The sequence below is a fragment of the Nonomuraea sp. B19D2 genome (assembly GCF_040137845.1).
GTDB lineage: Bacteria > Actinomycetota > Actinomycetes > Streptosporangiales > Streptosporangiaceae > Nonomuraea.
This window is the reverse complement of sequence record NZ_JBEFAK010000049.1, coordinates 1-12,382: the sequence shown is the minus strand read 5'-3', so window position 1 is coordinate 12,382 and position 12,382 is coordinate 1. Positions and strand designations below refer to the sequence as shown.

Below are 12,382 nucleotides of genomic sequence, written 5' to 3'. Positions count from 1 at the left end.
GGACGAAGGTCCCGGTCGGCAAGGCCGGACGGCAGGCGTGGCAGGGACACGTTGCCGAGGGTGGTGAGGCTGGTCGTCTCGGCTGCCCGGTGGCGCAGGCTCAGCCACCCCGCCCGGGTGGATCGGCCAGCTTGCGTGGAACGTCACCTGCGTGATGAGCGCGAGCCGCACCCACCGGTCGAGCGGGCAACCGAGCACCCAGGCGGCGCCGAGAAGCTCATGCGCCATCACGGCCACCGCTCGCGCGGTGTGCGGCGTGGTGTGGACCGTGCCGCCGAAGCCCTGCCGCACGAGCGCGGGTAGGTAACCGCAGTGGTCCAGGTGCGCGTGACTGAGCACCACCGCCGATACCGACGATGCCGGGACCGGGAACGTGGCCCAGTTCCTGCGCCGCTTCTCCCGCTTGTCATCATGTGCCCTATGTATCGTCGTGTTTCCACTGGAGTTTGTCGATCACATCGACCACTCCGTCGACGCGTGCGATCAGCCGTACGGCGAGCAGCGCTCGGCTGCGGCGGTCCATGCAGCCGCTCAGCGTCACGACCCCCTGATGCACCTCGACGCTGACGTCCGCGGTCTCCACCAGTAGCGAACGCTTCAGCACGTCCTCGCGGAGCTCGTGGGCGATGTCGGCGTCGGCGCGCACGAACGCTTTGAGCAGGTCGCGCCGGCTGACGACGCCCTGCAGCGTGCCGTCCTCAGCGACGACGATCAGGCGTTTGACGCCATGCTCGTCCATCCGGCGGGCGGCCATCACGGCTGAGGCGGTGGCGGGCACGGTCACGGCAGGTGCGGTCATCAGCTGCGCGGCCGTGTTCCCGGCGGCCTTGCGCCGGACGTCGGCTCCTTCCGCGGACAGGCGGTGGCGCAGCCGGGCACGCAGCGGCGGCTTGTAGCCCTCGGCGTAGTACGCTTCGCGGAACTCCTCCTTGCACAGCAGGTCCGCCTCGGACACCACACCAAGCACATGGTTCTCAGCGTCGACCACTGGCACGGCGCTGACGCCGTGAGCGATGAGCACTTCAGCGATGTCCTTGAACGGGGTGCTGCCGTTGACCGAGGCGACCTCGGTGGTCATGATGTCCTCGACTGTGACTCGCATGGCGGCTCCTCCCTCGAGACGTTTCCTGCCCTCATCCCAGCGGGAGACGCACCCTCGCAGGTAGGGGGCTAGACCAAGTACGAGAGAAAGGGGCAGTGTCCTCGGCTCGCTAGGAGAAGTCGCTGATCAGTGGGTACGGCGGGGTGCCAGGACCTCGGTGACCTTGGCGATGGCTTCGGCGCCGGGTTTGACGTAGCGCATGGCGGTGCGGGGGTTCTTGTGCCTGGTCTTGCCCATGATGAGTTGCAGCGGCACTTCGGCTTCGCCGAGGTGGGTGGCGGCGCTGTGGCGCAGCTGGTGCAGGTCGAGCCCGGCGTACTTCTCCAGCAGGACGCGAGCGCGGTCGTAGCCGAGGCGGGCGCGGCCGGTGCGCGGGCAGATATCGGCGGCGGCCGGGCGGCGGGCCGGGACGGGGCGCCGTTCGGAGAGGAACAACGGGCCTTGGGTACGTGAGGTGCCGTCAGGCAGCCGGAGCAGACGAGGCAGCAGGTGGGCGGTGCCACTGTCCCGGTACACCCACTCGACGACGCCACCTTTGGACCGGACGGGGGCGCGGCGGTGCTCCAGGTCGAGGTCCTCGACGTTCAGCGCCAGGATCTCGGAGGCCCGGGCGGCGGTCTCATAAAGCATCCGCCACAGCGCCCGCTCCCGCAGGGGGATGTCGCGGCGCGACAGCAGCCGGTGGATGGTGGTTTTCGCGACCGCGCGGGTCTCGTCGGCGCTCTCCTTGCGGCGTTCGGCGTCAGCCGGGACCGACGGGGCGGCCCAGTCCTTCTTGGCGTGGCACCAGGACAGCCAGGAGGCGATGGCGGCGCGGTTGCGGTTCCAGGTTGCCGACGCGCTCGCGCCCCACAACTCGGCGAGTACGGTGCCGATCTCGGCGTCGGCGACTTCGGCGAGCGGACGCTCGCGGCCGAGCAGCGCGGTGACGCGGTCGATGGCCGAGGCGTAGGCGCGGTGGGTGTTGGGATTGGCCGTGCGCGAGGTGGCGAGGAAGGCGTCGGCGGCCTCGGCGAGGGTGATGTACCCGCCGCGCAGGGCGGCGACCTTCGGCGCCGAGCTCATGCCGGCCGCCCGGCGGTGAGCGCTGTTCCGGCCCGAGCGGCGTACCGGATAACGTGCCGGAGTCGCGTAGCAGCCGACCAGGCGGATCGCCTGGTCGGCGGACGGTCAAGATCGCTCATGTCCGCGATAGTCCCTTATCATGTACATCTCCGCTGACCCGAGCAGGTCCCTCGGCCAGGCTGGGGGATCGTGTAGGGGATGTGTCCCATGCCGGAGGGCGTCCTACCCTGCTCTCATCCGCGACTCCGGAGGAGGGCTGGGCGCGACCACGACCGGGCAAGGGGCGTGCTGGGCGCAGTAGTCGCTGGTGGATCCCAGCAGCATGCCCGCCAGCCGGCTGTGACCGCGGCATCCCACGATGAGCAGGTCAGCCTGGGAGCCGAGCCGGGTCAGCACCTCGGCGGGGTGGCCGGGGACGACGACGGGCCGGGCCTGGACCCGCGCCTCGGCCAGTTCGCCGACCCGGTAGCTCTCATTAGGCCGCAAGGTCGTCGATATCGGGAGTGATCAGTTCGGCACCTAGGGGATCCCAGGAGACGGCGTGCACGGCGTGCAGCTCAGCGCCGCGCAGCGCGGCCTCCTCGGCCGCCAGGCGCAGAGCATGGCGGGAGGGTGCCGACCCGTCCAGGGCGACGATCACTCGACCGTACGCGTGGGCGGGGCGCGGCCGGTCCGGGACGACGGTCACCGGGCAGGGCGCCTGGTGCAGGCAGCCTCTGCTGACCGAGCCGAGCAGCAGCCCGGCGACAGGGGAGCGGCCCCGTGATCCGACGACAAGCAGATCGGCATCGGTGCAGGCCGCGGTGAGCTCGGCCGCCGGCTGGCCGCGCCTCAAGCGCAACTCGGCGGTGCCCTGGCTGATGTCCTTGACGGCTTGGCGCAGAGCCTCCAGGACCACATCGTCGCCAGCGGTCATGTCTGTCTGCTCTGGCAGGACCGTCCAGGGCAGGAGGTCGGCGTGGTGCAGGCGAGCCTGACCGAGTGCCCAACTGAGCGCCGCGGCTGCCCCGTGCGAGCCGTCGAACCCTACGATGATGCGCTTCATGGCCGAGCCCCTTCCTCCGGTCGGTTGTCACATGATCTGGCGACGCAACCGCTTGTCGAGGGCGACGACAGCGGAGGCGATCAGCGCGAGCGCGCCGATATGCAGCCATGCCCCCACCGAGATCGGCGCGGTATGGAACACCTGGTTCATCGCGGGCAGGTAGGTGATGCCCAGTTGAGCGAGGATCTGCACGCCCACCCCGGCCAGCAGCCACCTGTTGGTGCAGGGACCGATTCGCCACATGGAATGGGTCAACGAGCGACAGCTGAACAGGTAGAACAGCTCGACCGCGACGAACAGGTTGACCGCCGCCGTACGCGCTTCGGCCATGTCGGCCCCACCGGCCAGTTCCCATTCGAACAGCCACCAGGTTCCGGCGACGAGCAGCGCGGACACCAGCAGGATGCGGACCATAAGGCCGCTGGTGAGCAACGGCCGGTTGGGATCGCGCGGCGGCCTTCGCATGATGCCGGCCTCTTTGGGCTCGAAGGCGAGCATGAGCCCGAGCGCGACCGCGGTGGTCATGTTGATCCACAGGATCTGCACCGGCAGGATCGGCAGCGTCAGCCCGAGCAGGATGGCTACCAGGATGGCCATGCCCTCGCCGATGTTGGTGGGCAGGGTCCAGACGATGAACTTGGTGAGGTTGTCGAACACGCCGCGGCCCTCTTCGGTGGCGGCTTCGATGGTGGCGAAGTCGTCGTCGGTGAGCACCATGTCGGCGGCGTCCTTGGCGACCTCGGTGCCGCCACGGCCCATGGCGATGCCGATGTCGGCGCGGCGCAGCGCCGGCGCGTCGTTGACCCCGTCGCCGGTCATGGCGACCACGTGGTCGCGGGCCTGCAGGGCTTCGACCAGGCGGAGCTTCTGCTCTGGCGATACCCGGGCCAGGACTGTGGCCCGCTCCACCGCTTCGGGGTACTTCTCGTCCGGCAGCGTGGCCAGGTCGGCGCCGGTGAGCACCCTGCCCTCCTGCCGGCCGCCGTCGGCAAGCAGGCCGATGTGACGGCCGATGGCAGCGGCGGTGACAGCGTGGTCGCCAGTGATCATCTTGACGGCTATCCCGGCGTCATGGCAGGCCTGAACGGCGGTCACGGCGGCGGGCCGCGGTGGGTCGAGCATCGCCTGTAGCCCGGTCAGCACCAGCGTGTCGGCCAGCATGCCTGGATTGAACTCGGCCGGCTTCATCCGGTCGGCGGGCAGTCGGGCCATGGCGGTGCCCAAGATCCTCAGGCCGCTGCCTGCCAGTTCCTCGGTGGCGGCCAGCACGGCGACGCGGTCCAGCGGATCGATGGCGCCGGCGGCGTCCATCTGCCCCGCGCACAGATCGGCGATCCGCTCCGCCGCGCCCTTGGCGAAGACCACGAGCCCGCTGTCGGGCAGCCGATGCAGGGTGGCCATGTAGCGGCGTTCGGAGCTGAAGGGGATCTCTGCCAGCCGTGGGTGCGCTGAGACCAGTTCAGCCCGGTCGAGTCCGGCCTTAGCCGCCACCACGGCCATCGCTCCCTCGGTCGGGTCCCCCACCAGCGCCCACTGCCCTGCGTTGAAGGTCAGCACGGCGTTGTTGCAGCAGGCTCCGGCCAGCAGCGACCAGTACAGTGCTGCGTTTTCCTCCGGCGCCGCCAGATGCCCGGCCGAATCGAGCAGCTGGCCTTCGGGCGCGTACCCGGAGCCGGTTACCTCGACGATCCCGGCCGGGGTCCACAGGGCCCGGACCGTCATCTGGTTCTCGGTCAGGGTCCCGGTCTTGTCGGAGCAGACCACCGTCGTGCTGCCCAGCGTCTCCACCGCCGGCAGGCGCCGTACCACCGCCCGGCGCCGGGCCATCCGCGTCACTCCGATGGCCAGCGTGATCGTGACCGCGGCCGGCAGTCCCTCGGGAATCGCGCCGACCGCCAGGGCCACCGCAGCGGTGAACATCTCCACCGCCGGCTCACCCCGTGCGGCCCCCACGGCGAAGGTGACCGCGGCCAGCGTCAGGATGCCCACGGTGAGGATCTTGCTGAACCGGGTCAGCTTGCGCGTCAACGGTGTGGCCAGGGTCTCGGTGGTGCCGACCAGGCGATGGATTTCGCCCAGCTCGGTCTCGGCGCCGGTGGCCACCACGATCCCGGCCCCGGTGCCGGAGGTGGCCATCGTGCCGGAGTAGAGCATGTTGCGGCGGTCGGCCACCGGCGTGTCCCGCGGCAGAGCGATCTCGTCCTTGGCCACCGGGGCCGACTCCCCGGTCAGCGCCGACTCATCGGCCCGCAACTCGGCCAGCCGCACCAACCGCAGGTCGGCGGGCACCCTGTCGCCAGCCTCCACCAGCACCAGATCGCCAGGCACGAGATCCTGCGACGGCAAGCGGCGAGCCTGCCCGCCGCGCAACACCCGGGCCTCCGTACGGATCATCGCCCGCAATCCTTCCAGCGCGGCCTCGGCCTTGGATTCTTGGATGACTCCGACCACGGCGTTGACCAGCACCACAGCGAAGATCACGACGGCGTCCACCGCCGCGCCCAGCAACCCGGTGACCGCCCCGGCAGCCAGCAGGATGTAGATGAGCGGGTGGTGGAACTGGCGCAGCCAGCGCACCAGCAGACCGGCGCTCTTGGCCTGCGGCAGCACGTTGGGCCCGAAGCGTTGCAGCCGGAGCTCGGCCTCCCCCTCGCTCAGGCCATGGTGCAGATCGGTCTCCAGCAGCAGCACCACTTCGTGCGGGACCAGAGTGTGGTGGACGGTGTCGGAGCGCGCGACAACAGGCTGCGTCATAACCCCAGTTCACAGCATGCATGGGCGTCGGCGCAGGGACCTAGGTCCCGTGTAGCTGCTCAGAAGGTCGCTTTGTGGGCCGGGTGCCGGCGAAGCGGGTGATGAGTGGCCCTGCCACGGCCAGGAGGAGCACGTAGGCGGCCACCAGCGGCGCCAAGACGGGATGCTGGGCCCCGGCCAGACCCACTATGACGATGGAGAATTCGCCTCGGGCGATCAGCGCGGCGCCCGCGCGCAGCCGCCCGCGCGGGCCAACCCCGTCGCGGGAGGCCGCGTACCGGCCGGTGAGCACCTTGGTCAGCCCGGTGACCACGGCCAGTACGAGCGCGGCGGGCAGCACCGGCAGCAGTCCGGCGGGCGCCACCGACAGGCCGATGGCCACGAAGAACACCGCGGCGAACAGGTCACGCAGCGGTTCGATGACGGCGCGGGCACGGTCGGCGGTCGGCCCGGTCAAGGTGAGGCCGACCAGGAAGGCGCCCACCGCCGCCGAGGCGTGCACGTACTCGGCCAGCGCCGCGACCACCATGGTCAGCCCGAGCATGCGCAACATCAGCTGCTCGTTGTCCGGGTGCTCCACGAGCCGCCCGATGTGGTGCCCCCACTGGGAGGAGACGGCAAACGCGGCCAGCACCGCACCGACCGCGACCAGCGCGCCCGCCATGGCCTGCCACCAGGTGCCGCCGGAGGCCAGCACGGCCAGCACCGGCAGGTAGGCGGCCATCGCGAAGTCCTCCAGCACCAGCACCGCGAGCACCGACGGTGTCTCACGGTTGCCCAACCGCCGCAGGTCGCTCAGCAATCGGGCGATGATCCCCGAGGAGGAGATGAAGGTGGCGCCCCCCAACGCCAGAACACCGATGCCGTCCAGGCCGAGCAACCAGCCCGCCACAGCGCCGGGAACGGCGTTGACCAGGTCCACACCAGCTGAAGGCAGGTGATGACGCATGCTCGTGGTGAACTCTGCGGTGGAGAATTCCAGGCCCAGGGCCAGCAGCAGCAGCACGATCCCGATGGAGGCCCCTGCCTGTACGAACTGTCCGGCGGCAGGGACGGGCAGCAAGCCTCCCTCGCCGAGCGCCAGTCCGGCCAGCAGGTAAAGCGGGATCGGCGACAGAGTAACCCGGCGTGCCAGGGTTCCCAGGGCGCTGAGGACGATCAGAATGAGGCCCAGCTCCAGCAGCAGCGCGATCGAGACGTGCACCCGCTCAGCCCCGCAGGATCCGCTTGACGCCGTCGATACCCTCTCGTGTGCCCACCACCACCAGCACGTCTGCGGCCCGCAACGCCTGCTCGGGGCCGGGGGAGGCGATCACGTCCTCACCGCGCACGATCGCCACGATCGAGGCGCCGGTGCGGGTGCGCGCCCGCGTGTGTCCCAGCGGCCGATCCACATATGGCGAGCCCGGAGCGACCCTCACCGGTTCAGAGCTCAGCCCGGGCAGCTCCCGGGTCAGGTCGGCGAACCGCTCGGCGATCCGCGGCGCACCGAAGATCTGGGCCAGCGCCTCGGCCTCGTCCTCGTCCAGCCGGAACAGCGGCCTGCCCTCGTCCAGGTCGTCGCCGCCATAGCCGACCACCTCGAACTCGCCCGTGCGCCGGGCCACCACGCCGATCCGGTCCCCCGCGTGCGTGGTGAACTCATACCGCAGTCCGACACCCGGCAAGAGCACCTCGTTCACATCCATGCAGCCATCATCGCCGCAGGCAGACGCCTTCTGCGGGACGTCATCGTCGGCAACCGTTCCGTCAGGGCGAGCGCACTTGTGGCTGAATCGGGTCTGGCCGCGAGTCGCAAAAGGGTCAATTTCGGGCAAAACATGCCCAAGGCTGCCCATCGTCGGTGTCTGGTTCCAGTGCTGCTCACGGTGAAGCCGGTGGAGGCCGCCGTGCTGAGGGCACAATCCGGTTCGACAGCCAGCAGGATGCCAAGGAGGCCTGACGATGGCGATACGGGTGATCGTGGGCTATGACGGATCCCCGGCCGCGGCCGCGGCGATCGATGCCGGTGCGGCGCTCTTCCCGCAGGCACACGTGTGGATCACGCACCTGTGGACGCCACCGTTCGCCAGCGAGAGCCTGCGCCGGAGGCTGTGGACGGGCGCCGCCGACATCCATCAGTTCATCGAGGCGATCGAGCGCGAAGGCGAAGCCGAGGCCCGCCGACTCGCTGACAGAGGAGTCAGGCTCGCGCGCACCACCGGATGGAACGCAGAGCCGCTGGTGCGGCGTGTCTATGGCGGCGAGGGACTGTATTTCGCCCAACTCGCCGAGGAGCTGGACGCCGACCTGGTCCTTGTTGGCTCGCATGGCCTCGGTGGTGCCCGGGCGGTCCTGGGCAGCGTTTCGGACGTGGTGGTGCACTACACGCTCCGCCCCGTCCTGGTCGTGCCCCACCCACTGCTGAGCGCCGAGCAGGCGGCGCTGGCGCACGGGCCGGTGCTCATCGGCTGGGACGGCTCGCCCGGTGCCGAAGCCGCCTTCGCGGCGGCGGGGCGGCTGCTTCCAGGGCGGAACATGGTGATCGTTTCCGTGGACGGTGCGGACATCCCGTCACCTGCAGGCAGCCAATCGCAGACCGGGGGCAAAACCGTGGACCGGCTTGATGTCGCCAGCGGCTCCGGCGCATCCGGGCGCGCGGTGGCCGAGGCGTTGGGCTCGTGTGCTCGCAGCCGCGGTGCGGCGGCGCTGGTCGTCGGATCGCGGGGGCGTTCGGCGGTGCGGGAAATCCTCACAGGTAGCGTCGCGATGGCGACCCTGCACCACGCCCATCGGCCCGTCATAGTCGTACCTCGACCTCACGAAGGATCCAAGTAAGGTTCGAGCCCCTCCAAGAGCGGAGCGCCCGCGCAGCCGGCGCTCCGCGCCGACCGCCCCGAGCGGATCATGTTGCTCGTTGCCCTGCACCACGAAACAGAAACGGCTGGACTGCGGGCGGCCAGATGACGCGCCGCTCCAGCAACGCACGCCAACGACGTGGCCGGGCGATCAAGCGGCCAGCTCGACGTCGGCGAACTCGACCTCCTTCAGCAGAGGGTCGAACGGATCTGGCCGATGGCGGAGTTCGTCGGTGGCGTACGCGCCGAAGCGGCTGATGTGGGCCCGCAGGTAGGGGGCGATCTGGCCGAGCTGGTCGGCGGTGATTTGCCAGCCTTCAGCGACCAGCTGCCGCACGATGTCGGAGATGTCCAGGGCGTTGTGGAAGACGACCAGGTTGGCCAGCAGCGTGTTGAACTTGATCAGTTTCTCCTGCTCTTCGGGGTCGTTGTCGGCCAGCACCCCGCCGAAGCCGAGCCACTTGGAAAATCCGTTGTAGGACTCGGCCTTGTTGGTCGCCGCGGTGACGCGCGCCCGCAGCGCCGGGTCGGCCAGATACCGCAGCAGGGCGACGGTGCGCACGCTACGGCCGACCTCCCGGAAGGCCTTGTAGATGCGGTTCTTGCGGGAGTTGGACCGCAGCCGCCGCATCAGCGTGGCCGAGGACAGGCGGCTCTCGCTGATGGAGATGGCCACCTGCATCAGGTCGACCCAGTGCTTGTCGATCAGCTTCCAGTCGATCACGTTGCGGCCGCTCTCACCGAACAACTGGTCGATGTGCGAATAGATGATCTTCTCCGAGGCGCGGAAGAAGATCAGGTCCTTGAAGTTGCGGATGCGCGGCATCAGGTCGAACCCGAACAACGTCGCCAGGGCAAAGACCGGGAAGTTCTGGCCCTGGGTGTCGGCGTGCACGGTGGAGGGTTGGATGTCGGAGGTGTTGGCCAGCAGCCCTTCGATCAGGTACACCGCCTCCCACGCCCCGCACGGGATGAACCGGGAGAACAGCGCCACGTAGGTGTCGGAGATGTAGTGGTAGGCGATGCCGCCGAATCCCCCGTACCGGATGCTGGTCTCGGCCAGGAGATTATCGATGTAGGTGTCCACCTGGGTGCCGTCGGCGGCCACCGTGCTGCCATCCCCCCAGGCCTTGACCACGTCCAGCTCGGCAAAGGCGTTGACCACATCCGCGGCGTTCAGCTTCTTCAGGGTGATGTGCCGGTTGCGGACCATGGAAAGCTCGCGGGCGGTGACGCCGGCGATGTGCTTGGCCGCCTCGTACGGGCCGATGTTGATGCCGCCGGTGAACACCGCCAGCGAGTACCGCCCCAGCTTGTCCTTGATCTTGGGGTCGGAGCCGGACGCAGGGCCGAAGTGGCGATACCAGGTGAGCCAGTGGGCGGTACGCGCCACGATCGACAGCAGTGAGCGTTCGGGCATGCGCCGTTCGATCTCGGCCGCCAGCCGCTCGGCCTCGGCATCGCTGCCCTTACCGCGTGGTGCCGGCGGGCCAGCCCGTGCTGATCCCGGGCACCATGGGCACCGCCTCCTACGTGCTCACCGGAGTTCCCCGCGGTGAGGCGTTCCACTCCACCTGCCACGGCGCGGGCCGTACCCAAAGTCGCCACCAGGCGGCGCGTTCCATCACCGGCGAGCAACTGCGCGACCGCTTGGAGGCGCAGGGCATCGTCGTACGCGGGGCGACCTGGCGAGGGCTGGCCGAGGAGACGCCCTCGGCCTACAAGGACGTCGACGCCGTCGTCACAGCCAGTGAAGGAGCAGGACTGTGCCGCAAGGTCGCCCGCCTGGTGCCCCTCGGTGTCGTCAAAGGCTGAACGAGCAGAAGGAAACGCCGATGAACGCCGACGCCGGACACCGCACCCTCCCTCACACCGCCGACACCCGTATCCAGGCTTGGGCGCCGACGACCGGGGAATGCATCGCCCAGGCAGTGCTCGGCATGGCGGACAGCTTCCTTGACCTGCGCGGCGCCGCAGCCGGCAGCGAGTGCGACCTTCACGTCGGTCCCGGCGAACCTCAAGATCAGTTGGTAGCCGTCCTGGATGAGGTCATCTACCTGATGGACACCACCGGACAGATCCCGATCAACGTGGCGACCCAACAGGAGGAGAACCGTCTGAGCCTCCATCTGACCATGGCCGATCTGACAACCGTCCCCCAGACCGGAGCGGTACCTAAGGCTGTCGCCCTGCACCAGCTGACCTTCGAACACCGTGCCGGCCAGTGGACCTGCACAGTGACCCTGGACGTGTGATGCCATAGGGCCGTCGACCCTTGGCTGGTATAGATGCGCAGGCCACCTCGTATCCGGGCGTCACTGCCCCGCGGCCTGGATACGACCGACGAACAGTTGGTCGAGTTGCGCCGGCTGGCCGGCCGCGGGAACCGGCGCAAGGGAGCGGCGTGGAATCCAACCGAGCCTGCCTCCGCCCTGGGGTTGAGGACTCTCGGGCCCTTCATCGTCATGCCTGGTAGTGGCGAAGGCGAGGGGGTAAGTGACCCAGAAGGGGATGGATAGTTCAAGAGGGGATGAACTACTCGGGAGGGGGTAATCGTGACGACGGCACGGGACATCATGCATCGGGGCGTCGAGTGCATCGGAGAGCAGGAGACTCTCATTGCCGCTGCGCAGCGCATGCGCGAGCTGGACGTGGGAGCGTTGCCGATCTGCGGGTACGGCGACCGGCTCCACGGCATCATCACCGACCGGGACATTGTGCTCAAGCGCATCGCAGCCGGGGGCGACCCCAGGACGGTGCTTGCGGGAGACCTGGCCCAGGGCAAACCGATCACCGTTGAGGCGGACGCCGACATCCAGCAGGTGCTCGAGAAGATGGAGGGGCGCCGGATCCGCCGCCTGCTGGTCATCGACGAGCACCGGCTCGCGGGCGTGATCAGCGAGGCGGACCTGGCCAGGCATCTGCCCGAGCAGACGGTCGGCCACTTCGTGGAGAGCATCTGCGCAAGGCCGTGACTAGGTAGTCAGTGGGAAACCCGGTAGAGGTGGTCGCGCGGTCGGCCTGATGCCCCGCTATCAGCGAAGGTGGACAGCAATGACTCTGCAGATCGTGGCGGGATCGGCCAACCCCGCGCTGGCCGATTCCGTCGCCGAGGAGCTGGGTAAGGAGCCGGCTTCGGCGGTGGTGGAGCGGTTTCCGGACGGTGAGCTCCGGCCAGTCGTGGATGGACTGCAGGGCGCGGACGTCTACGTGGTTCAGCCCACGGGTCCGCCGGTCAACGAGCACGTGATGGAGTTGCTGTTGCTGGTCGATGCCTGCCGGCGGGCAGGTGCGGCACGGATCACTACGGTCCTGCCGTATTTCGGGTATGCCCGTCAGGACCGTCGTGACCGGGCCGGGCAGGCGATCGGGGTCCGTGTTGTCGCCGAAGCGCTTGCTTCAGTCAGGACGTGGCGCCTGATCGTGGTCGATCCGCACACAGTGGCGCTGGATGAGGTGCCCCGAACCTTCCGGACCCGGACCCAAGTAGGGTCAGAGGCAGTCCGGGAAGGAAGCACGTGGCGAAGAAGCCGAGAATATATCCACCAGAGTTGCGGGCCGAAGTCGTGCGGGCCGTCG

At 69.1% G+C, this 12,382-nt stretch carries 13 protein-coding genes and 1 pseudogene; 6 read left to right on the top strand and 8 right to left on the bottom strand.

Annotated elements, in window-relative coordinates:
• Positions 1-60 precede the first annotated feature (60 nt).
• Entirely contained in the window at positions 61-303 is a 243-nt protein-coding gene (locus ABN273_RS48850) for a hypothetical protein (RefSeq protein ID WP_349456485.1), read from the top strand.
• A 115-nt stretch (positions 304-418) separates the two neighbouring features.
• On the opposite strand, the gene ABN273_RS48845 is transcribed toward ABN273_RS48850, so the two are convergent.
• From ABN273_RS48845 to ABN273_RS48815, 7 genes are all read right to left on the bottom strand, one after another.
• Positions 419-1,102 (bottom strand): CBS domain-containing protein, encoded by a 684-nt coding sequence (locus tag ABN273_RS48845; RefSeq protein WP_349456484.1) that lies wholly within the window; start codon positions 1,100-1,102, stop codon positions 419-421.
• 126 nt (positions 1,103-1,228) lie between these two features.
• The gene (locus tag ABN273_RS48840) at positions 1,229-2,167 is read right to left on the bottom strand and encodes a tyrosine-type recombinase/integrase (protein ID WP_349456483.1); all 939 of its coding nucleotides are present in this window, start codon (positions 2,165-2,167) and stop codon (positions 1,229-1,231) included.
• A 222-nt stretch (positions 2,168-2,389) separates the two neighbouring features.
• A complete protein-coding gene (locus ABN273_RS48835) occupies positions 2,390-2,653 on the bottom strand; it encodes a universal stress protein (RefSeq protein WP_349456482.1) in 264 nt (87 codons plus the stop codon).
• Positions 2,643-3,212, bottom strand: a complete 570-nt coding sequence (locus ABN273_RS48830) for a universal stress protein (protein ID WP_349456481.1) — start codon at positions 3,210-3,212, stop codon at positions 2,643-2,645. Before ABN273_RS48830 ends, ABN273_RS48835 begins: the two co-directional genes overlap by 11 nt.
• Positions 3,213-3,239: 27 nt before the next feature.
• Complete coding sequence (locus ABN273_RS48825) at positions 3,240-5,966, bottom strand: HAD-IC family P-type ATPase (protein WP_349456480.1); 2,727 nt, start codon at positions 5,964-5,966, stop codon at positions 3,240-3,242.
• Between the two features lie 40 nt (positions 5,967-6,006).
• On the bottom strand, positions 6,007-7,170 hold the full coding sequence (locus ABN273_RS48820) for a cation:proton antiporter (RefSeq protein ID WP_349456479.1): 1,164 nt from the start codon (positions 7,168-7,170) through the stop codon (positions 6,007-6,009).
• Between the two features lie 4 nt (positions 7,171-7,174).
• Complete coding sequence (locus ABN273_RS48815; RefSeq protein ID WP_349456478.1) at positions 7,175-7,654, bottom strand: cation:proton antiporter regulatory subunit; 480 nt, start codon at positions 7,652-7,654, stop codon at positions 7,175-7,177.
• Positions 7,655-7,910: 256 nt separating this feature from the next.
• Here ABN273_RS48815 and ABN273_RS48810 point away from each other — a divergent pair, with 256 nt between their 5' ends.
• Positions 7,911-8,783: a universal stress protein gene (locus ABN273_RS48810; protein WP_349456477.1), complete on the top strand. Its 873-nt coding sequence runs from the start codon at positions 7,911-7,913 to the stop codon at positions 8,781-8,783.
• Positions 8,784-8,954: 171 nt separating this feature from the next.
• On the opposite strand, the pseudogene ABN273_RS48805 reads toward ABN273_RS48810, so the two are convergent.
• Positions 8,955-10,280 (bottom strand): annotated as a pseudogene (locus ABN273_RS48805) (Tn3 family transposase); the annotation flags it as partial.
• Here ABN273_RS48805 and ABN273_RS48800 point away from each other — a divergent pair.
• The 4 genes from ABN273_RS48800 to prs form a co-directional block, all read left to right on the top strand.
• The gene (locus ABN273_RS48800; RefSeq protein WP_349456475.1) at positions 10,280-10,618 is read left to right on the top strand and encodes an RtcB family protein; all 339 of its coding nucleotides are present in this window, start codon (positions 10,280-10,282) and stop codon (positions 10,616-10,618) included. The pseudogene ABN273_RS48805 and the gene ABN273_RS48800 sit on opposite strands and share 1 nt — an antisense overlap.
• A gap of 20 nt (positions 10,619-10,638) precedes the next feature.
• Complete coding sequence (locus tag ABN273_RS48795; protein ID WP_349456474.1) at positions 10,639-11,058, top strand: archease; 420 nt, start codon at positions 10,639-10,641, stop codon at positions 11,056-11,058.
• 300 nt (positions 11,059-11,358) lie between these two features.
• Entirely contained in the window at positions 11,359-11,778 is a 420-nt protein-coding gene (locus tag ABN273_RS48790) for a CBS domain-containing protein (protein ID WP_349456473.1), read from the top strand.
• 79 nt (positions 11,779-11,857) lie between these two features.
• Positions 11,858-12,382 (top strand): ribose-phosphate diphosphokinase (gene prs / locus ABN273_RS48785; protein WP_349456472.1); only part of this gene is annotated, 525 nt, incomplete at its 3' end.

What these genes read in the sequence shown, in the direction of transcription:
- ABN273_RS48845 (WP_349456484.1), bottom strand. Translation starts at nt 1,102, where the DNA reads ATGCGAGTCACAGTCGAGGACATCATGACCACCGAGGTCGCCTCGGTC.
- ABN273_RS48840 (WP_349456483.1), bottom strand. Translation starts at nt 2,167, where the DNA reads ATGAGCTCGGCGCCGAAGGTCGCCGCCCTGCGCGGCGGGTACATCACC.
- ABN273_RS48830 (WP_349456481.1), bottom strand. Translation starts at nt 3,212, where the DNA reads ATGAAGCGCATCATCGTAGGGTTCGACGGCTCGCACGGGGCAGCCGCG.
- ABN273_RS48825 (WP_349456480.1), bottom strand. Translation starts at nt 5,966, where the DNA reads ATGACGCAGCCTGTTGTCGCGCGCTCCGACACCGTCCACCACACTCTG.
- ABN273_RS48815 (WP_349456478.1), bottom strand. Translation starts at nt 7,654, where the DNA reads ATGGATGTGAACGAGGTGCTCTTGCCGGGTGTCGGACTGCGGTATGAG.
- ABN273_RS48810 (WP_349456477.1), top strand. Translation starts at nt 7,911, where the DNA reads ATGGCGATACGGGTGATCGTGGGCTATGACGGATCCCCGGCCGCGGCC.
- ABN273_RS48795 (WP_349456474.1), top strand. Translation starts at nt 10,639, where the DNA reads ATGAACGCCGACGCCGGACACCGCACCCTCCCTCACACCGCCGACACC.